Genomic DNA, 24,361 nt, shown 5'->3' on the forward strand with positions numbered 1-24,361 from the left:
AATACAAATCGAAGGGGTAGGTCAATGAAAAAGTTATTATTTTTATTGCTGGTAAGTGGGTTACTGATGGTTGGTTGTAGTGACGAGACTGGAACAACGGATTCTCAAAGTAAAGGGGAAATAACTGTATGGGCTCATCCGTACACGGACAATCAGGAAAAGGAAGGGGAAATGTGGAAGGAGTTAATCGCTTCTTATGAAGATGCTTCTGGTGTGAAGGTTAACTTCCAACAAATCCCGTGGGCTAATCGCGATCAAAAAATATTGACTGCACTTGCAGCAAATAATGGTCCAGATGTATTTTATGCCATCCCTGACCAAATGCCTCAATATGCTGAAGCTGGGATGCTAGTTGACCTTAGCCCTTACATGGAAAACAACGATATGGACGATTTTGTGGAAAGCTCACTGGTTCCAACTAAGTGGAAGGGAAAAATGTATGGTGTGCCGATTTTACAATCAGTCGAAACCTTTATGTACAACGTTGAAGTTGTGAAAGCAATTGGGGAAGACCCTTCCAAGCTTCCAGCTACGTGGGAAGAGTTTGAAGAATGGGCAGCTAAAGCTAAAGAAAAGGGTTACTATGCTTCTAGCTTCCAAGGCGGAGGCTCGATGAATGGTACTCTCTATCCTTATTTATGGCAGGCTGGCGGTGAAATATTAACTGAAGACAATAAAGTAATGATTAATAACGAAAATGGCGTAGAGGCATTTGAATTTATTAACAAATTATATAGTAATGGTTGGATTCCGCAGGATTCGATTACTGCCTTAGACCATGATGCCTTATGGGATAGTGGAAAACTGTTATCTATTCAAGGAGCAGGTAAATCAGTAAGTAGAATGCTAGAAAAAGAGACTTTTGAGTTTGTAATCGCTCCTCCGTTAAAGAATAAAAAACAAGCTACCTATGGTACCACTGGCATGTTTGTTGTGCCGGTAAATTCAGATAACAAAGATGCAGCAGCAGAGTTTATTAAAGTAATTACTAATGCTGAAAACCAACGGAAGTTTAATAGAGAAACTCAATTCATCCCTACTAGAGAGTCAGCAAAAGATATATATGATGATCAAAAATATCTTGCCCAATTAGCTTCTTACACGGAGTTTACACAGTCAGGAGTCATTCATCCAGAAGGCCGTAACATTATGCCGTTAATACAGGCGGAGCTTCAAACCATGCTAGAAGGTAAGAAAACTCCTAAAGAAGCTGCAGATGCAACAGCCAAAGCTATTGAAGGAAAGCTAAAGTAATAAGAAAAGAGAGCGTGATCTAAAGAATAGATCCAGCTCTCTTTTTTAAGATTTCAGTTCCTCAACCAATAAGTCTTTACTATTTAATGGTTTTTCTTGTTGTACTTTTTGTTTTTGCTCAATTCTTCTAAAGGCTCTAAAACTTAACACAGTTATTGCATAGGCTAGAAGGCTTCCTGAGAAAAGTGGTATGGCTCCAGGTAAAAATGTAAGAAAAAAGTACATAGCTAATGTGCTTGCTAAGATGCCAAAAAGCTCTAAGGGAGACGTAATAGCAATAAGAAACGACTGTTTTATGTATTGAAAGTATTTTAGTTCAAAATGAACATAAACAGGAAAGAAAAATAGTAGTGTAAGAATACTAGAGATTAAAATGAAAAATAGAGCAGGTAATAAAAAATTAAATTGGCCATTACTTAATTGAACAAATTGAAAATCAAATATTAGAAAATAACAAACAAAAGTAAATAATAATCCAAAACTGTTTGCTCTCCAAAAGTCTTTTTTAAAGATTCTCCAAAAAGATTGAAAGAATTTAAATGGTTCTTGGCCTTCTTTCATGACCATCAATCTTACAACCCCAAATAATGCGACAGTGGAAGGGAATAGACCTAATATTCCTAATCCTAAAACTGTGAAAATAATCCACAATAAATTTAAGTAAATTAGCGACAACATCCAATATGCAACTTTATTAAAATTATCCCAATTCACCTTCATTTTCTCCTCTCAAACAGAAGTCTATTAATTAAAGACTATTTATAGACATTGTCTCTTTATTGTTAATCATATAAGATAAATAAAAGTTAACTTATTATTTTGTAATTTCAGTATATTTTAGGCTATTAAGAAAGTAAATAGTTTTATAATTTTACTTTGGTAGCGCTTACCTAAAAGCATACTTGAAGTTTTTACAATTTATATCTTTGACTGTTAGGGGTTACAGAGAAAGAACGACAAAGAGCGGATTACTAGGAGGAGGGATTTAGTATTAAGGAACAGCTATTAATCCAAACAACATATTTTAAAAAGGGGAAGGGGTAAATACATGAAAAAGCTGTGGTTATTTTTAATATTGTTAGTATTTAGTGCCTTAATGGTAGCTTGTAGTGATGATGAGGCAGGGGAAAAAATAGAAACGTCTGGAGAAGCTGGAAAGGATGGTTTTTCAGGTGAAATAACTGTTTGGGCACATCCGTATACTGGAGATCAGGAAGTTGAAGGTAAAATGTGGGATGAAATTATTGCTTCTTATGAAGAGGCTACAGGAGTAAAGGTCAACTTTGAGCAAATTCCTTGGGCAAATCGTGACCAAAAGGTTCTTACTGCTTTAGCTGCTAACAATGGTCCGGATGTATTTTATGCTATCCCTGACCAAATGCCACAATATGCAGAAGCAGGGATGCTAACGGATCTTAGCCCATATTTAAAGGACAACGATATGGAGGACTTTGTTGAAAGTGCTCTAGTTTCCACTACATGGAAGGATAAAGTATACGGTTTACCAATTCTACAAGAAGCTTATACGTTCCTTTACAATGTAGACATCATCAAGGAAATCGGTGAAGATCCATCCAAACTGCCAGCAACATGGGAAGAGTTTGAGAAATGGGCAGAAAAAGCAAAAGCAAAAGGGTATTACGCATCTAGCTTCCAAGGTGGAGGTTCTATGAACGGTACATTATATCCATATCTTTGGCAGGCTGGTGGAGAAGTACTTACAGCAGACAATGAAGTAAAGATTAACAGTGATGCTGGTGTAGAAGCGTTCGAATTTATCAACAAAATGTATAAAAATGAGTGGATTCCAAAGGATTCTATTACAGCTTTAGAGCACGATGCATTATGGGACGGTGGTAAACTGCTGTCTGTTCAAGGATCGGGAGCATCTATTAGTCGTATGTTAAGTAAAGAAACATTTGAATTTGTTATTGCACCACCTTTAAAGAACAAAAAACAAGTTACTTATGGAACTACAGGGATGTTCGTAGTGCCTATTAACTCTGAAAATCCAGATGCAGCAGCTGAATTTGTAAAAGTCATGACGAATGCTGAAAACCAACGTAAATTTAACCAGGTTACTCAGTATATTCCTACACGTGAATCTGCTAAGGATATCTTTGAAGAGCAAAAATATTTAGCTCAGCTAGCGACTTATACTGAGTTTGCTTTACCAGGAGTTATACATCCAGAGGGACGCAACATTATGCCGTTAATTCAAGCAGAGCTCCAAACGATGATGGAAGGCAAGAAAACTCCAAAAGAGGCTGCTGATGCAGCTGCTGAAGCAATTAAAGGAAAAGTAAAGTAAATCTAATAGGGAGTTTGGTCTTTGACAGATCAAGCTCTCTATATGATTAATCTACATATGAAAGGGTGTTTACACTGGTAAATACAATAGGTAAACCTTTAGTGTCCAAGAAAAATGGGATGACGCTAAGGGCTAGATTAAAAAGACAATGGGATCGTAATGCAATCGTCTATATTTTTCTTATTCCGATCTTAATACATTTTGCTATTTTCCAAGTGTATCCATTCCTTTTAAGTTTTTATTTAACATTCATGGATTGGAAGGTAATTGGTGATCCAGAATTTGTAGGGCTTAAGCATTGGAAATACTTTTTAAGCGATAGCATCGCGTGGAAGGCCTTATGGAATACTGTGATGTTTTCAGTTTATTATATTGTCCCAACCATGGCAGTGGGCTTAATACTAGCCTTAATTATTAATTCGGGTGTTAAGATGGCTGGATTTTTTAAAGGCGTTTTCTTTTTACCTGTTGTAACATCTTTTGTAATTATCGCTGGCATATGGGGATGGTTATTCAGAGGGACGGAAGAAGGAATGATTAACTATCTAATAGGGTTCATCGGTATTGAGCCTCAGCTATTCTTATCTGATTCTAGTCAGGCTTTACCTGTCTTAGCAGCATTAAGTGTCTTTAAGGTTGCCGGGAGCACTATGATTTATTATTTCGCTGGTCTCCAATCGATAGATAAGGGACTATATGAGGCGGCTAAAATGGATGGGGCATCGACTAGTAAAATCTTTTGGAAAGTAACTTTTCCTCTATTGAAGCCTATTCATTTTTATGTAGCGATTACTACTACTATCGGGTCATTCCAAATATTTGACTCAGCTTACTTGCTAACAGGTGGAGGACCAAACTATGCAACAACGACTATTGTTTATTACTTATACAATCAAGGCTTTACTAGCTTAAATTTAAGCTACGCTGCAGTACTTTCCTATGTGCTATTCTTCATTATCCTAATGATCTCGCTCTTACAAAGAAGGTTTTTAGGGAAAGAGTCTAATCTCTACTAGAAGGGGATGAAATTGTTTGAAAAAGGTAATTTCCTACATTGCTTTGTTTATATTGGGTTTTTGTTTTCTAATGCCCTTTGTCATTATGATTTTAGGGTCTTTTAAAAATGTAGAATACGCACAATTAGACCCGCTTTTTTGGATTCCAGATGAACCAACTCTAAAAAACTACTTTTATATTATGAGAGATGGCCAATTTCTCCGATGGATTTTTAACTCAGTTGTTATTACTGTGATACCCGTAGCTAGTCAGATGATTTTTTGTGCGATCCTAGGTTATATTTTCGCTAAGAAAAAATTCTTTGGGAGAGAGGTTATATTTTGGGTGTTTATGGGGGTTATTATGATTCCTCAACAATTGTTAATCATCCCGAAATATATTATGTTCTCTGACTTTGGATGGATCAATACCTATTGGGCACTTATTGTTCCAGAGCTCTGGGGAATTATGGGGGTTTTCCTAGTAAGACAGTTTCTACAAGGAATACCAAATGATTTAGAAGAGGCTGCATATATAGATGGGGCAAATGATTTACAGATATTCTTTAAAGTTATTTTACCTCTTTCTATCCCGGTAGTCGCTACAGTTGGAACTTTTGCCTTTATTTCAAACTGGAACGATTTATTCCAGCCGTTAATTTATTTAACTCAGGAAAAAATGTTCCCGGTAACACTTGGCTTGGCTTCGATGTTAGGGAAGGAAGGAAACTTTGGGATAGAAATGGCAGGTTCAGCAGTTTCTTTTATACCAACTTTTCTAATTTTTCTATTCTTCCAACGATATTTTACAGAGGGAATTCAAATGTCAGGTTTGAAATGATGAATTCTAACCAAATAGGTTTTGATGTAAGGAGCGATTGAAGTGAAGTCAGTTATTGCTAAAGATCAAAAGGTTTATATAGAAGAAAAATCTAAAATGGATATTTTACCTTCCTATCTTATGATCAAAACGTTGTATAGCGCTATATCTCCCGGAACCGAGTTGAGTTTAATAACAGCTAGCAATGACCGAGAGATTTCTTTAGGGTATAGTGCTGTTGGTATTGTTGAGGAATGCGGAAACGAAATCACTGACTTTCAAGAAGGTGATATAGTTGCTTGCTACGGAGCACCCTACGTGGGGCATTCTGAGTATTTATGTGTACCAACAACCTTATGTGCCAAGGTTCCAATTGGTATGGACCCAAAAGAAGCGTCTCTAGCTGGAATCGGAGCAATTGCTATTCATGCACTTCGAGTAGCGAAATTAGAATTTGGAGAAACCGTAGTGATTGTAGGTCTTGGATTGCTAGGGCAAATGATTGCAAAGATAGCACATGCTGCTGCCTATGATGTTCTTGCATACGATGTACAAGCTGAAAGAGGAGCTATGTTAAAAGAAGAATCAGGAATTACCTCCTTTTCGAATTTAGAGGACATGAAGGAAGAGATCAATGTACGTACATTCAATCGAGGAGCAGACGCTGTATTGCTTTGTGCGGGAGGCAAACGGTCAGCGCTTACTGGTCAAAGCTTGGAATGGATACGCAACCAAGGAAAGGTAGTTATTGTAGGAGATATTGAGCCGGACTTTCCACGAGAGTTAATGTTTGGGAAGGAAGCTCAAATTCTCATCTCTAGAGCAGGGGGACCAGGGAGATATGATCCTGTCTATGAAAAGCAGGCAGTGGATTATCCTTATGGATATGTAAGGTGGACAGAGGGAAGAAATGTAGCTGAATATTTAAGATTAGTAAATGAAAAGCGTATTAAGATTAATTCATTTATAACTGAAGAAGTGAACATAGATCAGGCGCAGGCTGCATATAAAGATTTGACTGACAAGAAATCTAAAACCCTGACGAAGATTATAAGTTTTCGGTAGGGCATAGAGTTTTATAACTGAGAGGAGCATTTTAATGTTGAAAGTTGGCATGATTGGTGGAGGATCTATTTCACAATTTCATATTACCCCTTATCTCCTACATAATCGGGTAGAGCTAGTAGCATTATGCGATCAGAACGAGCAAAGACTTACGGAATGTGGTAATCAATATGGTGTTACTCATATGTATACCAACTATAAAGACTTATTAGCTAACAAAGATGTAGATGCAGTAAGCATTTGTACATGGAACAATACACATGCTGAAATTGCTATTGCTGCACTGGAAGCAGGGAAGCATGTGTTAGTTGAAAAGCCCTTATGCATGACGGTCGAAGAGGCGTTGGCAGTCGAGGCTGCAGCAGTAAAGTCAGGCAAAGTTTTACTCGTCGGATTTGTTAGAAGACATGGTAATAACTCTAATATCTTAAAACAATTCATCGATCAGGATTACTTGGGGGAAATCTATTATGCAAAAGCATCTTGTTTAAGAAGGCTAGGAAATCCAGGTGGCTGGTTTAGTGATAAATCTAAATCTGGTGGAGGAGCTCTTATGGATTTAGGCGTTCACATGATAGATCTTTGCTGGTATTTGATGGGGAGGCCTAGACCAGTTTCTGTCAGTGGCAACACGTATTCTAAACTCGGTAATCGAAGTAATGTCAAAAACCTTTCCTTTTACAAGGCAGCTGACTACGACTCATCTTTAAATAACGTGGAAGATTTAGCAAATGGATTAATTCGTTTTGAAAACGGAGCATCTTTGGCGGTAGATGTAAGCTTTACGCTTCAGGCAAAAGAGGATCAAGTAAGTGTTAAATTGTTTGGAGACAAAGGAGGAGCTGAAATAGAACCAGAGCTAATTATTGTGACGGAGCAGAACGATACGATCTTAAATATTCTTCCGCAGGTTGACAACAAAAGCTTTGACTTTGCAGGCTCATTTACTAATGAGATAAACCATTTTGTAGAATGCTGCTTAGACGGGAAATCGCCTGTTGCACCTGTTGAAGATGGGGTCGAAGTAATGAAAATGTTGAATGCTATCTATGAATCTGCTCAAACAGGTAAAGAGGTTTATTTGTAAGGACACAGTTTGCTTAGAAAGGAGCTAAATCGATTTGGGTAGACAAATTGGAGACTATTCTTTAAACCATTTAAAGGAATATCAGCCAAAGCTTATTCGTAAGCCGGTAGACTTTCATGTTTTTTGGGAAGAACAAAAGAAGAAAATAAGCAATCTCCAACCAAATGTCACAGTTGTTTGGAAGGATTACGTGATTCCTACTATGGAGGTAGCAGATTTGGTGTTTGAAAGCTGGGATGGGACACCATTAAAGGGATGGGCCATTAAGCCTAAAGGTGTTGAACAATGTCCTGTCATATTAAATATCCATGGATATACAGGCAGCCGTGGACTGCCGTTAGACTACCTAAAATGGATTTCTATGGGGATAGCTGTGTATGCCTTTGATGTTCGAGCGCAAGGAAGCTCACCGGACTACGCTAAATACAATAATGGAAGTAGAAGCCTTGGGTGGATGCTAAATGGTATCCATGATCCAGATAATTACTATTATACGAATGTGCTTAAGGATCTTCAATTTCAACTTGAATGGATTAATTCACCGGATGCTCTTTTTATCCCAACGAAACTAGGAGTTGTAGGAAGCTCTCAAGGAGGGGGCTTAGCCTTGGCAATTGCTGGAATGGATCAAAGAATTGAACTAGTAGTCTCAGATTATCCATTCCTCGCAAATTTTGAAAGAGCCTTAGAGGTGTCTTTGGCAGGTCCGTATATGGAGTTTATCAATTATTTCAAGTATACAGACCCACAATATGACACCTATGAAACATTGATGAATACACTTGGCTATATTGATTGTGTACATTTCTGTGAATCGATTAACTGCCCAACCCTAATGTCTATTGGGTTAGAGGATTCTGTAACACCACCATCAACTGTCTTTGCAGCCTATAACCATTTACGAACAAAAAGTAAGGAAATAGAAGTCTACCCTCAGTATGCACATGAGGTTAACCCTTTTCATGAAGAAAAGAAGTTGGCTTTTGTCAGAAAGCATTGGAGCTGAAGGGATAGATAGGAGGGGTATAAATGAAAGTTAGTATAAGTATGTATAGCTTAGCTTCCACTCTTCGAGGAGAGAATTGGTCAGTTTCAGATTTTATTGATTATGCAAAAAGTATATCTTTGGATGGCGTAGAGCTTTTAGATATTTACTGGCAAAATCCTGTTAACAAGGATGAAGAGATAAAGAAAGTTGTCGAGAAACTGCACAAAACCAATCTAGAAGTTTCAGCTTATGATATTACAAATAACTTTGTTCATCAAAACAAAACAGAACGAAAAGCAGAAGTGGAGAAAGTAGTGGAAGGCATTCGTGTCGCCAAGGCATTGAATGCTAATACAGTTCGTGTTTTTTGTGGAGATATTAGAGAGGGCCTTATCTATGAAGAGTGTTTTGATTGGATCATCGAGGGCTTGAAAGAAAGTGCAAAGGTAGCTGAACAGGAAAAGATAGTTTTGGCTATTGAAAACCATGGTCTTTTAGCGGGAAAAAGTCAGCAGATTCAGGGAATTATTAAAGCAGTCAACAGTCCGTATGTGAAGTCTACCTTTGATACGGGGAACTTTTTGCTAGTTCACGAAGAGCCAACAAATGCATTTGACCGGCTTAAGACTGAAATAGCTCATGTTCACTTTAAGGATTTCAGAGAGAAGGAAGTTCATGAAACCGTAAAAGGCTTTCGTTCAACGGAAGGAAAAGAGCTAATCGGGGTTATCCCAGGTGACGGGAAAGTAGATTTAACTTATATCGTGGAAGGACTTAAAAAACAAGATTACCAGGGTTGGCTTTCCATTGAGTATGAAGGCTTTGAGGATGCGAAGCTTGCTAACGAAGAGGCGGTGCATCGACTGAGAAAGCTGTTGAATTGAGGAGTGATTAATCATGAGTATTATTTTGGGTAATTTTAATGAGGTGGAGTTAGGACAGGCAAGTAGGCTTCAGTCTGTTGAAAAGCTAGTGGAGATTAATGGTGAACAAGGTTCTTTTGTTATGGACGCTACAGAGAAAAACTTAAGAGCTCTAGAGAAAAGTGGATATGACATTTTCATTCCAACAGATTTACTTAGTTATGTGAATGAGGATAGTAACGCCAAGGTATATTTTGAATTGGAGTGTTATCCATTCTACAAAAAAATAAAAGAAGTAATAGAGAATGGCAGCAAGGCAAATGGCGTATTTCGTTTTCGAAGAATGGTAAGAGAGGATAACCTAGATATTATGGCAGGAGACCTCTATGTACTTTCCTTATTGTTTGGTGAACCTAAAGAGAGACGAATAAAAAGGTCTAAGCGAGATTCTGGTACAAGTCATATAATACTCATGATTCGTTTTGAAAGTGGAGCCATGGCCCATGTAGAATTTACGATTGCAAATGTGGAACGAGTTGAAATGGAATGGAGTGGAATGAAGCGTATTGTTGAATTTGATAGTGAGGAGTTGAAGGGTCAGCTTCTTCCGTTACAATACGATGCGGATGATGTATTGTACTCTGCAAAAAAGGTAGATGCTGTGCTTATTGATAAAGTGGAATTCTATAGGGATTTCATAGCTGGAGGTGCACTAATATGAAGATAGGTATGATGAGTTTTGCTCATATGCATGCAAACAGTTATGCGAACGCTCTAACAAAAATGAAAGATGTGCAAATTGTTGGTGTCTTTGATGAGTCGGCAGAGAGAGGGCAACAGGCAGCCGCTTTGTTTGGTGCGTCCTATTTTAACAATCAAGAGGAATTTCTCTCCTTAGACATGGATGCAGTGATCGTTTGTAGCGAAAATAATCGACATAAAGAGATGGTAATCAATGCAGCTAAGGCTAAAAAGCATATTTTATGTGAGAAGCCGATTGCTACTAATATAGAGGATGCAAAGGAAATGATTGAAGTATGTAAAGAGCAGTCGGTCATTTTGCAAATAGCTTACCCCGTAAGATTTAGTACTCCAATTCGCCATTTAAAAGAGTTAATTGATAAAGGAGAGTTAGGAAAGATTATTGCTTTTCGTACCACTAACAGAGGACAAAACCCTGGTGGTTGGTTTATAGAAGAAGAAGCGGCTGGAGGAGGAGCAGTGCTTGATCATACGGTACATATGGTAGATATAATGCGTTGGTATTTAGGACAGGAAGTTTCAGAAGTGTCTGCTATAGTTGACTCCTATTATCATGATATTGCAATAGATGATGCTGGTCTACTTACGTTAGAATTTGCAAACGGTGTAATTGCTTCCCATGACCCTAGCTGGTCAAGATTTGCTCAATATCCCACTTGGGGTGATGCAACGATTGAAGTCATTGGTACTAAGCAAATAGTTAAGGTAGATGCCTTCAAGGAGCATTTCCGTATGTTTGTTAGTGGAGAAAAATCTCTTGAACACGTTTTCTATGGAAACGATATGGATTTTGGGTTAGTGCAAGATTTTGTTCAATGTGTAAAGGAAGGAAGAGAGCCATCGGTTACAGGCTATGATGGTTTAAAGTCGCTTGAAGTTGCCTTGGCTGCATATGAGTCTAGCAAATTAAAGCAACCAATTAAATTATAGATTAAAAAGGCACGTGTCTAGAAGAACATGGGCCTTTTACTGTAGCTAGAAACCAAGATATTAATCTAAAAGGCAGTGATATCATGAATTTGATTACTTACTTTAGCAAACAAGAGCCAATTCTATTTGCAGTAGAAGAGTTAAAAAGGCTGTTAGAAAAAGCGGGTATCGACAGTTTCTTGCAACTCGTTAAATGCTTTAAAGATAGCGAGGATCATCAAATTTTATTAATAACGAGAGAACGATACGAATCTTTACCGATTGATTCCAAACTACCTGTTGTTTTAAGTCTAGACGGCTACAGCATAGTAAAACAAGGCACCAACACATGGATTATTGGTGAGGAACCACGTTCTGTTTTATATGGAATTTATAAGTATTGTGAAATGTATTTAGGCTATAGATGGACTCAGTTGGATCAAGAAGAAATAGTTCTAGCGCCGCTTCAAGAGCAAGAAGAACTTTCTACTTTTAACCCTACTTTTCAAAGAAGAGGAAATATTATTGAAACCATTGATGACTCAACATTTATTAACTCGTTAATAGATTGGGGAGTAAAGAATGGCCATAATGAATATTTTTTTACTTTCTTTTTATGGGAAAAAGTAAAAAGGTATGTAGCTCCGACCTTAAAAAGAAGAGGAGTAAAGGTTACATTAGGTGGCCACTCTCTTCAATTTATATTAAACGAGATAGGTATTCAGAGTGGTAAGCAAGAAAACATTCAATTTTTTACAAGAGACAAGGAGATACAAGAGAAGGTCATTCAAAAAATTGTAGCGATTTGTAAAGAGAATGAGGTAATTTCTAGAATATCCTTGTGGCCAGAGGATGTTGGTATTGGAGAGAAAAACGCCAGTGACTTTATGTCGAGCTACATTTTATTTACTGAAAATTTAAATAAATACTTAAAGAGAAGTGGGCTGCAGGTAGAGGTCGAGCATATAGTTTACAACGCAGGACTTTCGTGGAGCATGCTAGAACGCGAAAAAAACACGAATGTCTCGTCTGAGGCTAATATTCTATTTGCATACTGGGGCAGAAATTATGCAGAAAGTATAGAATCACAAGAGATTAATCAGCAAAGAGCAAGTCATGCATTAAAGGATTGGAACGCCCAAGCCGCACAGAACGGTAGAAACCTAACCGTTTTAGAATATTATAGCGACCATTTCATGCTAAGTGAGCTATTCCCGCCCCTGGCAAGAAGAATTGATGAAGACTTAAGGAGTTATCAGCACCAAAACGTATCGGGAATTTTAAATCTAATCGTCCCACCACATATGAAAGATCACTCTTCCGAATTAGACAAAAGTTACCCATGGAAGTGGGTCCAACACTTTAATAATTATATATATACAAAGCTTGTTTGGGGACAGAGTTTAAGCGAGGCTCTAGAACAATATTTTCAGATCTATACTTCTGATTCGACACAGATTAAAGAAACATTTCTCTTTTTAGAAGAAATAATCTCACCTCACACTAAATGGAACGTACCGTTATTTCCAGCTAGAGTAGTGGATCCAGAAAAGGTTACAGATATGGCAGAGCGACAGGAAGTTGCAGGCTATCTAAAAGAGATAGGTAAGTTTTTTGGACAGTGGGATTTTGAAGAGACAGAAAGTCTGCTGTCTACTAAATTAAAAAATGCTCCACAATATACACCAACCGAATTAGCCAACATATACTTCTATTTTTTAAAAACAGTAGCTGCAAGAACTCTAAAAGAATGGAACAAGAAATAAAAGATGGAGGGAAGAGGATGAATTTTAAAGAACTTTACTATTACAAGCCTACACCCAAAAATATAGACTCTAAAGTTGTAGAGAAGGATTTAATCATATACGGTGCGACTCCAGCTGGCTTAACGGCAGCTGTACAGGCTTGTCGAAACGGATTGACTGTTGCAGTGGTAGAATTTAGCCGAAATATCGGGGGAATGACTGCGAGTGGCTTAGGAGCTACAGACCTTGGTGCTGAAAATGCCATTGGTGGACTTGCTAAGGAGTTTTACGAAGAAGTGGCTAGATACTATAACAAAGAAAAACAATGGAGATTTGAACCAAAAGCTGCTCAATCTATCTTTTCATCCTGGATGAGTGAATATGACATTCCTGTCTTTCTGAATGAGCATCTACATGAGGTTCATAAAGGAGATGTGAAAATAAATGAAATTATTATGGAGAGTGGTAATAGATTTAAAGGGAAAATCTTTATGGATTGTAGCTATGAGGGAGACTTACTTGCTCTAGCGGATGTTTCCTATTTTGTAGGTAGAGAGTCGAATGCCACTTATAAGGAAATCTATAATGGCGTTCAATTTGGTGCACCACATCATAAATTTGAGAAGTGGATTGACCCGTATAAGATAGAGGGTCAGGAGGACAGCGGGCTCTTACCAGGTATAAGTGTGGATAGTAAAGAGTCTCTAGGATACCAGGGACAGGGGGATCATCGGATTCAAGCCTATAACTTTCGAATTTGTTTAACAAACAACCCTAAAAATCGTATTTCTTTTCCAAAACCCCCTAATTATGAACCCCAGCGTTACGAGCTTTTATTGCGCTATATTAAGTCGGGTGTGTGGGATGCTATGAAGCTACATACTCCACTCCCAAACGACAAATCGGATTTAAATAACCACGGTGCAATCTCCACTGATAACATTGGTAAGAATTATGAATGGCCTGATGGTAGCTACGAAAGACGGGAGGAGATTTTTCAGGATCATGTAAATTATGATCTTGGGAGGCTCTATTTTTTATCTAATGATGAACGAGTCCCACAGTCAATCCGTGAGGAAGTGGCATCTTGGGGGCTTCCAAAGGACGAATTTATGGAAACAGGACATTGGCCACATCAGCTTTATATTAGAGAAGCAAGAAGAATGATATCAGATTATGTCATGACAGATCATAACTGTCTAGGACAATCCTTTGTCGAAGATCCGATTGGCTTGGCTTCTTTCCATATGGATTCTCATAACTGTCGACGTGTGGTTATTGATGGAAGATGTGTGAATGAGGGGGATGTGCAGGTTCCGATTTCTCCATTTGAGATATCCTATCGTTCCATACGTCCTAAATCAGAGGAATGTGTAAATCTGCTTGTTCCAGTTTGTCTATCCAGCTCTCATATTGCCTTTGGATCTATTCGAATGGAGCCAGTATTCATGATTCTTGGACAATCTGCAAGTGTTGCAGCAAATTTAGCCATCAAACATAATACTTCTGTTCAAGATATAGATTATCAGGAACTTAAAGAAGAACTGATGAAAGTAAATCAGGTGGTTGAATGGAGTAGCGACATGAAAGATGACCCTATTAAACGTATGCAAGAGACATTCGGACAATAGTTGAAAGGAATGATGTGAAATGAAAATATTGCCTTGGGATGCTAGTAGATTAGAGGAAATGGTCGAGCTCTGGAACAAGGAATTGGGCGAAGAATATCCAATGCGTCAAAAACTTTTTAACCAAAATAGTTTGGTAGACAAGAATATTCTAGAGGATGGTTGTGCCATGGCGGTAGATGACCAAAATAACATAATAGGATTTATTATAGCTAAAAAGTGGCAGGAGAAAGTAGATATAAAAATGGATTCTAAAAGGGGGTGGGTTCAGGTTCTGTTGGTTGATAAAAATTACCGGAATAAAGGCGTAGGATCAACGCTTCTTGATCAGGCGGAAGAAACATTGAAAGACCATGGCATAGAGGAGATTCAGTTGGGCGGAGATCCTTTTCATTATTTCTCCGGAGTGCCTCTACAATATGTTGAGACACAACAGTGGGTCGAAAAAAAGGGGTATTTGAAAAGAATAGACACATATGACTTGATTAATCATCTAAGTAAGAGCTATTCCATGCCCGAAGACGATACAGTGTCCTATTCAATCTTACAACCGGAAGAAAAGGAAGAGTTTCTTACCTTTTTAAACAAGTCTTTTCCTGGCAGATGGGAATACGAGGCGATAAAATATTTTGAATCGAATGGAAGTGGAAGAGAGTTTGTAATCCTCAAAAAGAATGGAAGGATCATTGGCTTTTGTCGAATCAATGATGAAGAATCCCCAACTATTGCACAGAATATTTACTGGAGTCCGTCCTTTAAAACTAAGGTTGGAGGGATTGGACCACTTGGAGTAGATTCGAGCGAACAAAAGCAAGGCTATGGATTAGGAATTGTACAGGCAGGGATGGTAATTTTACAGGAACGAACAGTCGAAACCATTATTATTGATTGGACGATATTAGTAGATTTTTATAAAAAACTAAATTTCGATATTTGGAAAGAATATGGGATTTATTTAAAGGATTTAGCAGGTACAAAGTGAAATAGCATTTACAGAAGAAAGAAGTACTCGATTTTAGACTCATTCAAAGTCGACAAACCTCACTACTCATAGCAAAAACTATTCTTAAGACTAGTACTAAAAACTATATAAATAGGAGGAAGAATAAATGAGAGAATTCTTTAAAATTGTATTGATTACAGTCCTTTGTACAAGCGTGGCGTTAGGAAACTTTACGCCATTATCAGTATCTCATGCGGAGGAAGCTTCAACTGAGATACGAAACCCTGGATTTGAAGAAGTAAATAATGACCCCTCTATTATACCAGGATGGTCTATGGAAAATAACAGTAATACTCCAGCAGCTATTACCAACACTATTTCTCACGAGGGGAGTCATAGCTTACATTTTAAAGACGAATCGGACAAAGCAGGTAGTAGGATATTTAGTGACAGAGTATCAGTCACTCCTGGTAAATCCTATACTGCAAAGGTCATGACGAATGTGGTAAAGCAAACCCATAATATTGTGTATGAGGTGTATTATTACGACAAAGACAATAGAAAGCTGACTAACAATGTCAAAACGGAGTTATTTGGAAACTTGCCAAAAAACAATTGGACAGAACTAAAAGTCTTTACTGAGGTTCCCACAAATGCAGCTTATGCAAGGCTTGCCTTCTACTCCGGTGTAATTAGCTTAACAGAGGCTTACTTTGATGACGTTACTTGGGAGCAAGCAGTAGAAGACATTCCATTAGCAAGAGAATATGCTTCTCCAGTCGATTTAGGTGAAATGGTTAACGTGCAGTTAGGACAAGCAGCAGTCATTCAAGAAAATAGCCTCGGAGAAAATGAAGTATATTATCATTCTAATGGACTTCCAGGAACATTTTCTGTTTTAAATGCTGAAACAGGAGAGCTTAAATTCTCTAAAGTAATAGAAGGAACAGAGGCTTTATGGGCAATAACTATCGGTTCCGATCAAAACGTATATTTTGCAGGGACCGGTGATGGTAAGCTTTATCGATATTTACCAGAAGAGAAGAAAGTAGAGGAATTAGGGGTCAATCCATCTGATAACTGGGTATGGGATTTAGAAGGGACGGCTGATGGGAAGATTTATGGTTCTACTTATCCTCACGCAGCTGTATTCGAATATGACATTGAAAGCGGTGCTTTCCGTGATTTTGGTAATGTAAAAGAAGGTCAGCAATATGCGAGAGGAATTGGAGTAAGTGATGACTCTATTTATGTCGGAGTAGGTGCTAAAAAGCATTTGATCAAGATTGATAGATCTACAGGAGAAAAAGAAGAAATAGTAATTGAAGGTCAAACAGGTACAGACGGTATGATCGAAAATATTTTTATCTTAAAAGATAAGCTGTTTGTTTCCGCTGGCTCAGTAACTATGCTAGTGCTAGATAGAGAGACACATGAAGTGATTAATCAGTTTAGTTATAGCAATATGATTTCAGATCCTTCTCCACACAATAACAATTTAATATACTTTAAGTTTGAAAAGAAATTGTATCAGTACGATTTTAGTAAAAATGAAACAAAAGAGATTGAAGGTATTCCTTTATTACCAGACACAGTACGAGTTAAAGATATGGAATGGATAACATTAAGCAATGGAGAGACAGTTCTTGCTATGATTACGCAGTATGGCGAATATATATTATACGAGCCAATAAAAAATGAAATAACGTTTATTGATATGAATATTGCCTCCCAGTCCGTGGAGATTCAGGCGCTAGAAGCTGGACAAGATGGCAAATTATATATGGGTGGCTACCAACGTGGACTAAGTATATACAACCCATTTACGAATGAAAGAGAAGTGAATATACCTTCCTTTGCCCAACCAGAAGGTATCGGCTTTCTAAACAACAAAGTATATTATGGAACTTATGTTGGGGCTATGATGTATAGCTATGATCCAAGCAAGGATATAGATTTAAATAGTAATCCTAAACTTGAATATGATATAACGGACCATCAAGATAGACCATTTACCATTACATCCGGAGATAATAAGCTATTTGTTGGTACGGTACCAGACTATGGTGTATTAGGTGGAGTGCTAGCTATATTTGATGAAGAGACCGGTAAATGGTCACAATATAGAAATGTGGTAGAAGATCAAAGTATCATTGGATTAGCCTATAAGGACGGGAAGTTATATGGTAGTACGTCCATTTGGGGTGGGCTAGGCTTGGACCCAAAAGCAAAAGAGGCTAAGCTATTTGTTTGGGATGTAGCTACTTCACAAAAAATAGCAGAATTTACACCTACTATTCCTGGAATAGACGAAACTCCGAGAATGATTGGAGAACTATCTATTGGGCCAGATGGTAACCTATGGGGCATAGTAGATGGGACGATATTTGCGATAGATCCAGAAACGCTGGAAGTAGTTAAGAACAAAACCATTCATCCAAGCTTATATAATAGCAGTAAGTGGCTACCTTACCGACTAGAATGGGCGCCAGATGGAATGCTCTATACTACACTTTCTCGAAAGTTGGTTGCTATTGATCCAGAAACTTTGTCACATAAAGTTATCGTAGACCGCTTTATAAATAATATGACGGTAGGGATGAACGGAAGCATTTATTACGCACAAGGCAACAAGCTACAAATGATTGCAGTACCCGAAACAGATGCAACGCTAAAATCTATTCTAATTGGTGGAAAAGCTATTTCTAATTTCTCACCAGGAAAGAGCCAATATAGCTTACCGGAACAAGAAAGATCGAGCTTACAAGCTATAGCAAATCAGGCAGAAGCACAGGTAAATATAATTGATGAAGGAAAAGTTTCTACTCTTACAGTGATTGCTCCAGGTGGTAAGTCAAAGAAAGTATATAGTATTCATTGGGAGCAGCAACCAGAGCATCCGGAATATGCAATGGACGTTAATGTAAAATTCGAAGACGAAAAAGGAAAGGAAATTCTAAAGCTAACTAAAGAAAAAATGATTACTGCTGCTATAGAGGTTAAAAATACTAAAAATAAAAATCAAGATATTTTAGTGCTGATGGAGTTACTTGATGAGAAGGGAAAAGTCGTTGATCGAGATCAGAGCTCAAGAACAATCCCGAAAGGTAAGACGATGAAAATGTCGGCAAAGCTTAAGATGCCTAAAAACATTAAGGGGTATCAATTAAAAGTAACTGCGTGGGAAGGAAAGAAGATTAAAGAGAACATGGTGCCGTTATCACAAGAGTTTATCATTAAGGAATAAAATCTGGAAAACATATTCTATAGGTGGGTGAAAAAAGTGCTAAACATAGCACTTTTTTTACTGATATTTTCTACAGCATAGCATTATAAAAGCCCACAACCCTTTAATGGGATGTGGGCAAATTCATTTTAACGAATACGACTTTCTGTTTCCTTATCAAAGAAGTGAGCTTTAGACATATCAAATGTAAGCTGGATGTTTTGTCCTGTTTCTAAAAGAGAATCTGCATTAATTCGAGCAACGTATTGCTGATCTCCTAGAGTGGAGTACACCATGAACTCAGCACCTGTCAATTCACATACGTCTACATGTGCGTTCACAACAGATTCTGGTGTTTTAGTTAAATCCTCTGGGTCAGCAGAAATATGCTCAGGACGAATTCCAAATATAATATCTTTACCGTTGTAGCCTTGCCCATTTAGAAGCGAAGCCTTTTCTGGAGATAATTTAATCTTATTATCACCGGCAACAAAGTAACCGTCTTTTACTTGCCCTTGGAAGAAGTTCATAGCAGGGGACCCTATAAAGCCTCCAACGAAAACATTTTCCGGATTTTCATACACATCTTTTGGAGTCCCGACCTGTTGAATAAGACCGTCCTTCATAACTACTAAACGTGAAGCCATTGTCATTGCCTCTGTTTGGTCATGGGTAACGTAAACAGTAGTTGTTTTAAGTCGGTGGTGAAGCTTAATGATTTCAGCACGCATTTGTACACGTAATTTAGCATCTAGATTAGACAATGGTTCATCCATCAAGAATAGCTTAGCATCACGAACGATTGCGCGTCCTAATGCCACACGCTGACGCTGACCACCAGACAAAGCTTTTGGTTTTCTATTCAAAAGTGGCTCCAGACCTAAAATTTCAGCTGCATTTTTTACTCGCTTGTCGATATCAGCCTTAGGGAATTTTCTTAGCTTTAATCCGAAAGCCATATTATCATAGACAGACATATGCGGATAAAGTGCATAGTTTTGGAATACCATTGCGATGTCACGGTCTTTAGGAGCCACATTATTCATAAGCTTACCTTCGATACGAAGCTCGCCTTTAGAGATTTCTTCTAGACCCGCGATCATACGAAGTGTTGTGGATTTACCGCAACCCGATGGACCAACTAAAACGATAAATTCTTTGTCTTGTACATGTAAGTTAAAGTCTGAAACTGCAGTAGAAGTATCATCATATATTTTATAAATATTTTCGAGAACCATTTTTTCCATTGTAAATCCCCCCAAATTGTTTTTCCATACTATAAGTTTAACAATAGAGATTAATGGCTTATATAGATGATATGCACAAGGTTTCTAGAAATATATTGTGCATGTTGTTATTCATAGTTTACGAGCAAGCTGGCACAATAAACAATGAGTGCTCCACCAAAATCACGGACGGATATACCTGTGATTTCCTGAAATTTAGATAATCTATAGTGAAGTGTGTTTCGGTGAATATGTAATTTTTTTGAAGTGATAGAGGCGTTGAAACCATTTTCGAAAAAGGCACGGACGGTTTGCAGTAGCTCCATGTCAAATTCAATTGGAATTAACACTTCTTGGTGAATAATTTGTCTCAAGCTTTCCGACATTTCATTAGTCAAGATGGTTGGAAATATGCTTTCTAGTGTATAAATTCGTCCTGGAAAATAATTACCGATTCCTTTGGAAAACCATTCTCTTTCTAAAGCATAACGGGAAGGTGTTTGTTCATCAACAGAATAGAACTTTCCGATAAAGAGTTGGGCTTTTATAAAAAAATCACTTTCTAAAGCTGAGATAAAAGAAGCCAGGTCCTCTGGAGACTGAATATAAGTAGACTTCTGTTCAATCAGTAAAGCATTGTTTGGGGCTACGAATACAAGCTGGACAGCATCCTCGAAAAACAATTGAACGGCCTTGGCTAAGTCTGTATTTTGAAAGCTGTTACTCTTTATCACAAGCTGTATAATACGAATTTTCTTGCCAGCCTCAATAGGTAGTTCACCAGATCCTTGAAGAAAACGAGTCCATCTCTCAGAAAGCGAATAATCAGAAGGCGACGTTAAATCTACTACTGTGTAGAAGGAAGATAGTAGCGAAAAATCTCGAGAAGATACTTCATTCTTTCTTATTTGTATCCACTGATTGCTAGACGGATCATGAAAAGTATGAACGTCCTTTTCTGTGTTATTTGGGTATTCTGAAAATTTATGATAGGAAGGAAAGAGTGAAGATAAATCTTTCATTATATTTGAACTCCTTTCTCATGAATCATCTTTCTGGAACGGGGGTAGATTAGTATGCAAAGTGCACATCTATACATATTTATCAGGTATTAATAGCTCAAAATAGAAATCTCCCAAGTTTCATATGAACTCGAGAGATTTCAAATTTTATGCAGGTTGATTGGATGACGGGAAAAGAAATTGATTAGCTAAGTCCAAACTCTGTTATTAAAGAGGCTAATCCACCTTGGAACCCACTTCCAATAGCATTGAACTTCCACTCATTCCCATGTCTATATATCTCACCAACAACAAGAGCTGTTTCAATAGAAAAGTCTTCTCCTAAATCGTATCGAACGATTTCTTCATGCGTCTCATCGTTTACAATACGGATAAAGGCATTAGAAACCTGACCAAAGTTCTGATTTCTAGAATCTGCATCATGAATAGTAACGGTAAAAACTACTCGATGCACGCCGTTAGGTACTTGTTGAAGGTTAACTAACAATTGCTCGTCATCGCCATCGCCATCACCTGTACGATTATCTCCAGTATGAACTACGGAGCCATCCTCACTTTGAAGATTGTTATAGAAGATGAAGCTTTTGTCACTTAGTGCCTTCCCGTTTTGGTCAACTAAGAAAGCTGAGGCATCTAAGTCAAAGTCGTGACCTCCGCTATAGCGATTAGTATCCCATCCCAATCCGACCATGATTTTTGTTAATCCAGGGTTTGTTTTTGTAAGATCAATCTTTTGTCCTTTTGAAAGGTTTATAACTGACATTCAAATTCCTCCTCTAAATTATTAAATATGAACTGTAATTTTATTTCCTCTGACCGTCTTCATATTTCTTTTGAAGCTCTTCTAATCGAAGACGACCTTGTTCTCTCATTTTACGATTTTCATCTTCAATCGCCTTTGTTTCGTTCATCCCACGCATAATCGTTTCCCACGTTTGCTCAATCGTTTCAATTTTAATACTAGGTTGACCTGACATTCTGGCGATATCTACACTTTGCCTAGAAATGTCATTCGCATTTCTCAACAGCATCTCGTTTGTTCGACGATCCAATTCACTCATCGATTGGGCAACCAAGTTTTGTCGTTTTGCAGAAATAGCATTAATGAGCCCCGTTTTAAATATAGGAATTGTAGTAACAAAGGCCGAATTTATCTTACCTATAAGCTTAGTATTCCCGCGTTGCAGCATTCGGATTTGAGGGGCAGACTGATAAGCAACTTGTTTAGCCATTTCTAAGTCATAAATTCTTTGATCTAGTAGCTCAATGGCATTTTGAAGGGAATTCAAATCCATTAAAACAAGCTGATCGCCTCTCTCTGCTTTTTCCTGTAGGGCAGGGAGCTGCTGGCGTAACTGGTTAAGCTTTAATTCACCTGCAACAATATATTTCTCTAGCTCCATGAAATAAGTGAAGTTTTTATCGTAGAGTTCTTCTAACGTTTGAGTAGAAGCTTTCATCTCTTTTTCATATTTCGTAATTTCAATAAAGACTTTGTCTATTTCTTTCCCCATTGTTTGATATTTATTGAAGAGCTTTTCAATTAGCTTCTCACCCTTTTTGAACACCTTGCTCAATAGAGATGGCTTTTCTACAAAATCTTTTTTATCGAACTTATCCATAATTTTACCGAGCTGTTTTAAAAGCTCACTGGATTCTTCCATACTACTAGATTTGATAGTGTTTAAAATTCTTCCTGTAAAAGCAGAGATTTCGTTTGCTGGCTCGCGACCAAACTCTAACAACTCTACTTGGTTTTTAGGATCAATTTTCGCAACCAATTGTAAAACCTGAGGATCTCTCTTCAATTGTGTTTTGAGTTCATTGCTTTCCTCTAAAAGCTGTTCCTTTTGGTCCATTTCTAATTTTTCTAGTTCCAAACTACTTCAACCCCTATATCATCTAAATTTTTTAAAAATCTTACTTACAACATTCTCTTCTTTAAAGGGCTCATTGAAGGATCTATCATCCATCCAGTGCAGATTAAACATTCCTTCTTGAACCCATTTTTCTATATCCAAATGTCCTTGCGGATTTACCAATATAATATCTAAACCAAGATGATGCATGATGCATAGAGCGTTTGCATCTGCTCTACTCAACTCGGGTCCTTTTTCTTCGTTATAAAGGAAGATAGTTGGAACAAATTGAGGGTAATCAAATGTTTGAAACAGACGGATAACAAAATCAGGTATAAACATTGATTGAGAGAACGCATATAATTGTAATTCCTCATTTGTTTCGTTTCCCTGAGGGATAAGAATTGGGTCACGCACATGCTTAGCAATCGCTTCACCTATCGCTGTTTGTGTACCTGAAGGTAGTTTACCATACGTCCACCAATTAGAAGTTTTCATAATCTCTGGATCTAACATTCCGTCAGAGTTTAAAGCATTTCGATAATGAAACACTGGATTTGTCTTTTGTTCCTTAGTAAATGGAAATTGACGAATCACATGGGTATCCTCTCGAGAGGTTAAGGAATGCACGTTGTTCCAAAAGCGCTTTCGATTGCGGTCTATTCCCATGTATTTAGCAAAAACGACGGGAATAGTTACTTGCTGACTGCTTACTTGAAAGTGAGGTCGGATCATTGCTCGTTCTTTAGCTATTAAGAATGCTTCATCCTCGGTAGTTTTTAGCCTTAAGGAATTTATCGAATATGATTTAAATTGAAAGGGCTTATAAAGACCTGAATCATCATGATGTAAGAGTTCATTTATTTCTTGAGTAGCTCTAAAAGCAACTGTACCAGCAATTTTAGGCATCTCATTTGGAAATTCACTTGGCTTGCCTGCTATTTTGGGGAATTTAAAGGAATGTTCCTCATCTATTCCAAGCATTTGCATTGGCCAGGATTCATCGCAGGGATTAAATATGACGATATGAAATCCATAAGCTCCTAAAAACTTTAGAAACCATCTCTCACTAGGAGTAGCATCACCGTACCAGAGAAAGCCGGGCAGACCAGTTTGAAAGTCTAACTTCTCTAAAACAGGCTCGACATGATTGAATATCCATTTAATCAGATCAATTGTAATCCGTCGGTACTCGTGATGCTGGGTCCCTTCCGTATAGTTAGATTGGAGCTGTTTTAATAAGTCGATTAAAACAATCCTTATACGTCTGTTTAAATCAGCATCCTGGAGTTTTGGAAGTAAAAAATGACCTTCCAAAAAGGCAACCATCCGATTCGGAGACAATCCTTTTTCCTGTCGATGAATTTCAAAAAGCTGATTTATGGCACGTAATTTATCAGCTGCAATATTTTTGTTAAGAGAATTAGTAAGATTAATCAGCTTACCACCGGAATCATTTAGTTGTGTATGCAAAATAGTGAAATATTCATCTTCATCCATAGAAACACCAATATATTGGCATAATAACTGAGGATATGTCAGGCTATCTTGATCGACAGTCACCATGCTTGGATCTTCTAAAGAGTTTTTTAGCCATTTCCCAATTTCAGATGAATCCCACGACTGCATCCTTATTGGATTTAACTTCACCATGGGTT

The 24,361-nt window shown here is 37.7% G+C and carries 20 protein-coding genes; 14 read left to right on the forward strand and 6 right to left on the reverse strand.

The window, feature by feature from the left end:
- The first annotated feature begins 24 nt into the window (after positions 1-24).
- On the forward strand, positions 25-1,254 hold the full coding sequence (locus NSQ95_RS01785; protein WP_342560160.1) for a sugar ABC transporter substrate-binding protein: 1,230 nt from the start codon (positions 25-27) through the stop codon (positions 1,252-1,254).
- 45 nt (positions 1,255-1,299) lie between these two features.
- Here the strand turns inward: NSQ95_RS01785 and NSQ95_RS01790 are convergent, their stop codons facing one another.
- A complete protein-coding gene (locus NSQ95_RS01790) occupies positions 1,300-1,968 on the reverse strand; it encodes a DUF624 domain-containing protein (RefSeq protein ID WP_340886735.1) in 669 nt (222 codons plus the stop codon).
- A gap of 334 nt (positions 1,969-2,302) precedes the next feature.
- Here NSQ95_RS01790 and NSQ95_RS01795 point away from each other — a divergent pair, with 334 nt between their 5' ends.
- From NSQ95_RS01795 to NSQ95_RS01855, 13 genes are all read left to right on the forward strand, one after another.
- Entirely contained in the window at positions 2,303-3,565 is a 1,263-nt protein-coding gene (locus NSQ95_RS01795) for a sugar ABC transporter substrate-binding protein (protein WP_342560161.1), read from the forward strand.
- Between the two features lie 119 nt (positions 3,566-3,684).
- Positions 3,685-4,581, forward strand: coding sequence for a sugar ABC transporter permease (locus NSQ95_RS01800; protein WP_340886974.1), 897 nt, complete (start codon positions 3,685-3,687; stop codon positions 4,579-4,581).
- 16 nt (positions 4,582-4,597) lie between these two features.
- Positions 4,598-5,401 (forward strand): carbohydrate ABC transporter permease, encoded by an 804-nt coding sequence (locus NSQ95_RS01805; RefSeq protein ID WP_340886739.1) that lies wholly within the window; start codon positions 4,598-4,600, stop codon positions 5,399-5,401.
- Between the two features lie 42 nt (positions 5,402-5,443).
- Positions 5,444-6,445, forward strand: coding sequence for a zinc-binding alcohol dehydrogenase (locus NSQ95_RS01810; RefSeq protein WP_342560162.1), 1,002 nt, complete (start codon positions 5,444-5,446; stop codon positions 6,443-6,445).
- 34 nt (positions 6,446-6,479) lie between these two features.
- Entirely contained in the window at positions 6,480-7,532 is a 1,053-nt protein-coding gene (locus NSQ95_RS01815; RefSeq protein WP_342560163.1) for a Gfo/Idh/MocA family oxidoreductase, read from the forward strand.
- A 34-nt stretch (positions 7,533-7,566) separates the two neighbouring features.
- Positions 7,567-8,538 carry an alpha/beta fold hydrolase gene (locus NSQ95_RS01820; protein WP_340886749.1) on the forward strand — a complete coding sequence of 324 codons (972 nt, stop codon included), beginning with the start codon at positions 7,567-7,569 and terminating at the stop codon, positions 8,536-8,538.
- A gap of 23 nt (positions 8,539-8,561) precedes the next feature.
- The gene (locus NSQ95_RS01825; protein ID WP_342560164.1) at positions 8,562-9,404 is read left to right on the forward strand and encodes a sugar phosphate isomerase/epimerase family protein; all 843 of its coding nucleotides are present in this window, start codon (positions 8,562-8,564) and stop codon (positions 9,402-9,404) included.
- A 13-nt stretch (positions 9,405-9,417) separates the two neighbouring features.
- Positions 9,418-10,104: a hypothetical protein gene (locus NSQ95_RS01830; protein WP_342560165.1), complete on the forward strand. Its 687-nt coding sequence runs from the start codon at positions 9,418-9,420 to the stop codon at positions 10,102-10,104.
- Entirely contained in the window at positions 10,101-11,075 is a 975-nt protein-coding gene (locus NSQ95_RS01835) for a Gfo/Idh/MocA family oxidoreductase (protein ID WP_340886755.1), read from the forward strand. The genes NSQ95_RS01830 and NSQ95_RS01835 overlap by 4 nt, the downstream gene beginning before the upstream one ends.
- A gap of 83 nt (positions 11,076-11,158) precedes the next feature.
- The gene (locus NSQ95_RS01840; RefSeq protein ID WP_342560166.1) at positions 11,159-12,820 is read left to right on the forward strand and encodes an alpha-glucuronidase family glycosyl hydrolase; all 1,662 of its coding nucleotides are present in this window, start codon (positions 11,159-11,161) and stop codon (positions 12,818-12,820) included.
- 17 nt (positions 12,821-12,837) lie between these two features.
- Positions 12,838-14,430, forward strand: a complete 1,593-nt coding sequence (locus tag NSQ95_RS01845) for an FAD-dependent oxidoreductase (RefSeq protein ID WP_342560167.1) — start codon at positions 12,838-12,840, stop codon at positions 14,428-14,430.
- Between the two features lie 19 nt (positions 14,431-14,449).
- The gene (locus tag NSQ95_RS01850; RefSeq protein ID WP_340886775.1) at positions 14,450-15,409 is read left to right on the forward strand and encodes a GNAT family N-acetyltransferase; all 960 of its coding nucleotides are present in this window, start codon (positions 14,450-14,452) and stop codon (positions 15,407-15,409) included.
- A gap of 127 nt (positions 15,410-15,536) precedes the next feature.
- On the forward strand, positions 15,537-18,617 hold the full coding sequence (locus NSQ95_RS01855) for a hypothetical protein (protein ID WP_340886779.1): 3,081 nt from the start codon (positions 15,537-15,539) through the stop codon (positions 18,615-18,617).
- 128 nt (positions 18,618-18,745) lie between these two features.
- On the opposite strand, the gene ugpC is transcribed toward NSQ95_RS01855, so the two are convergent.
- From ugpC to NSQ95_RS01880, 5 genes are all read right to left on the reverse strand, one after another.
- Positions 18,746-19,843, reverse strand: a complete 1,098-nt coding sequence (ugpC, locus tag NSQ95_RS01860) for a sn-glycerol-3-phosphate ABC transporter ATP-binding protein UgpC (RefSeq protein WP_340886781.1) — start codon at positions 19,841-19,843, stop codon at positions 18,746-18,748.
- 107 nt (positions 19,844-19,950) lie between these two features.
- Positions 19,951-20,844 (reverse strand): helix-turn-helix domain-containing protein, encoded by an 894-nt coding sequence (locus NSQ95_RS01865; RefSeq protein ID WP_340886784.1) that lies wholly within the window; start codon positions 20,842-20,844, stop codon positions 19,951-19,953.
- 184 nt (positions 20,845-21,028) lie between these two features.
- On the reverse strand, positions 21,029-21,607 hold the full coding sequence (locus tag NSQ95_RS01870) for a TerD family protein (protein WP_340886786.1): 579 nt from the start codon (positions 21,605-21,607) through the stop codon (positions 21,029-21,031).
- A gap of 40 nt (positions 21,608-21,647) precedes the next feature.
- A complete protein-coding gene (locus NSQ95_RS01875; RefSeq protein WP_169360220.1) occupies positions 21,648-22,703 on the reverse strand; it encodes a toxic anion resistance protein in 1,056 nt (351 codons plus the stop codon).
- Between the two features lie 39 nt (positions 22,704-22,742).
- Entirely contained in the window at positions 22,743-24,356 is a 1,614-nt protein-coding gene (locus NSQ95_RS01880; RefSeq protein WP_340886788.1) for a YceG family protein, read from the reverse strand.
- Between the last annotated feature and the right edge of the window lie 5 nt (positions 24,357-24,361).

Source organism: Psychrobacillus sp. FSL W7-1457, from assembly GCF_038593405.1.
Taxonomy (GTDB): Bacteria; Bacillota; Bacilli; order Bacillales_A; family Planococcaceae; genus Psychrobacillus.

Coding starts and splice junctions, on each gene's coding strand:
- NSQ95_RS01785 (WP_342560160.1), top strand. CDS start 25: ATGAAAAAGTTATTATTTTTATTGCTGGTAAGTGGGTTACTGATGGTT.
- NSQ95_RS01795 (WP_342560161.1), top strand. CDS start 2,303: ATGAAAAAGCTGTGGTTATTTTTAATATTGTTAGTATTTAGTGCCTTA.
- NSQ95_RS01800 (WP_340886974.1), top strand. CDS start 3,685: ATGACGCTAAGGGCTAGATTAAAAAGACAATGGGATCGTAATGCAATC.
- NSQ95_RS01815 (WP_342560163.1), top strand. CDS start 6,480: ATGTTGAAAGTTGGCATGATTGGTGGAGGATCTATTTCACAATTTCAT.
- NSQ95_RS01825 (WP_342560164.1), top strand. CDS start 8,562: ATGAAAGTTAGTATAAGTATGTATAGCTTAGCTTCCACTCTTCGAGGA.
- NSQ95_RS01830 (WP_342560165.1), top strand. CDS start 9,418: ATGAGTATTATTTTGGGTAATTTTAATGAGGTGGAGTTAGGACAGGCA.
- NSQ95_RS01835 (WP_340886755.1), top strand. CDS start 10,101: ATGAAGATAGGTATGATGAGTTTTGCTCATATGCATGCAAACAGTTAT.
- NSQ95_RS01840 (WP_342560166.1), top strand. CDS start 11,159: ATGAATTTGATTACTTACTTTAGCAAACAAGAGCCAATTCTATTTGCA.
- NSQ95_RS01845 (WP_342560167.1), top strand. CDS start 12,838: ATGAATTTTAAAGAACTTTACTATTACAAGCCTACACCCAAAAATATA.
- NSQ95_RS01850 (WP_340886775.1), top strand. CDS start 14,450: ATGAAAATATTGCCTTGGGATGCTAGTAGATTAGAGGAAATGGTCGAG.
- NSQ95_RS01855 (WP_340886779.1), top strand. CDS start 15,537: ATGAGAGAATTCTTTAAAATTGTATTGATTACAGTCCTTTGTACAAGC.
- ugpC (WP_340886781.1), bottom strand. CDS start 19,843: ATGGAAAAAATGGTTCTCGAAAATATTTATAAAATATATGATGATACT.
- NSQ95_RS01865 (WP_340886784.1), bottom strand. CDS start 20,844: ATGAAAGATTTATCTTCACTCTTTCCTTCCTATCATAAATTTTCAGAA.
- NSQ95_RS01870 (WP_340886786.1), bottom strand. CDS start 21,607: ATGTCAGTTATAAACCTTTCAAAAGGACAAAAGATTGATCTTACAAAA.
- NSQ95_RS01875 (WP_169360220.1), bottom strand. CDS start 22,703: ATGGACCAAAAGGAACAGCTTTTAGAGGAAAGCAATGAACTCAAAACA.
- NSQ95_RS01880 (WP_340886788.1), bottom strand. CDS start 24,356: ATGGTGAAGTTAAATCCAATAAGGATGCAGTCGTGGGATTCATCTGAA.